General features: G+C 61.6%; 1 protein-coding gene. It reads right to left on the bottom strand.

What is annotated here, in order from left to right:
* Positions 1-175: 175 nt before the first annotated feature.
* On the bottom strand, positions 176-357 hold a 182-nt coding region (locus tag CVH10_RS25820; RefSeq protein ID WP_181244489.1), incomplete at its 5' end, for a hypothetical protein.

A 357-nucleotide genomic window follows, 5' to 3' on the forward strand; every position in this document is an offset into this window, starting at 1 on the left:
CTCGGCCAGGGTCGCTCAGGGCTGGGACACCGGGGTAGGGACCACCTAATCCGCCGAGGCTGCAGGCTGTGAGCAATATGACCCCGGCCGCGACGCACGCAGCCGAGCGTGCGATTCGCACGCCGCTAGGTACTGAAATATCCATGGGTTTGCTTTCTGACGAAATCCTGAGAACTCAGCGATTGATGTCGAAGGGCTGGTCGTCAGGCAGTGGCGAGACTGCATTCGCGCCAGCCTTGTCTGCCACGCCGTCTCCGCTGCCTTTGACGATGTGATAGCCGCGCGTCGGGGCGTATGCGTTCTTCGCGCCTACGTGGTGGAGCTTCAATTGCAGGGATTGATCGACCCGATCGAACG

It is taken from the genome of Halomonas sp. ND22Bw (assembly GCF_003011945.1).
Classification (GTDB): Bacteria; Pseudomonadota; Gammaproteobacteria; order Pseudomonadales; family Halomonadaceae; genus Halomonas; species Halomonas halophila.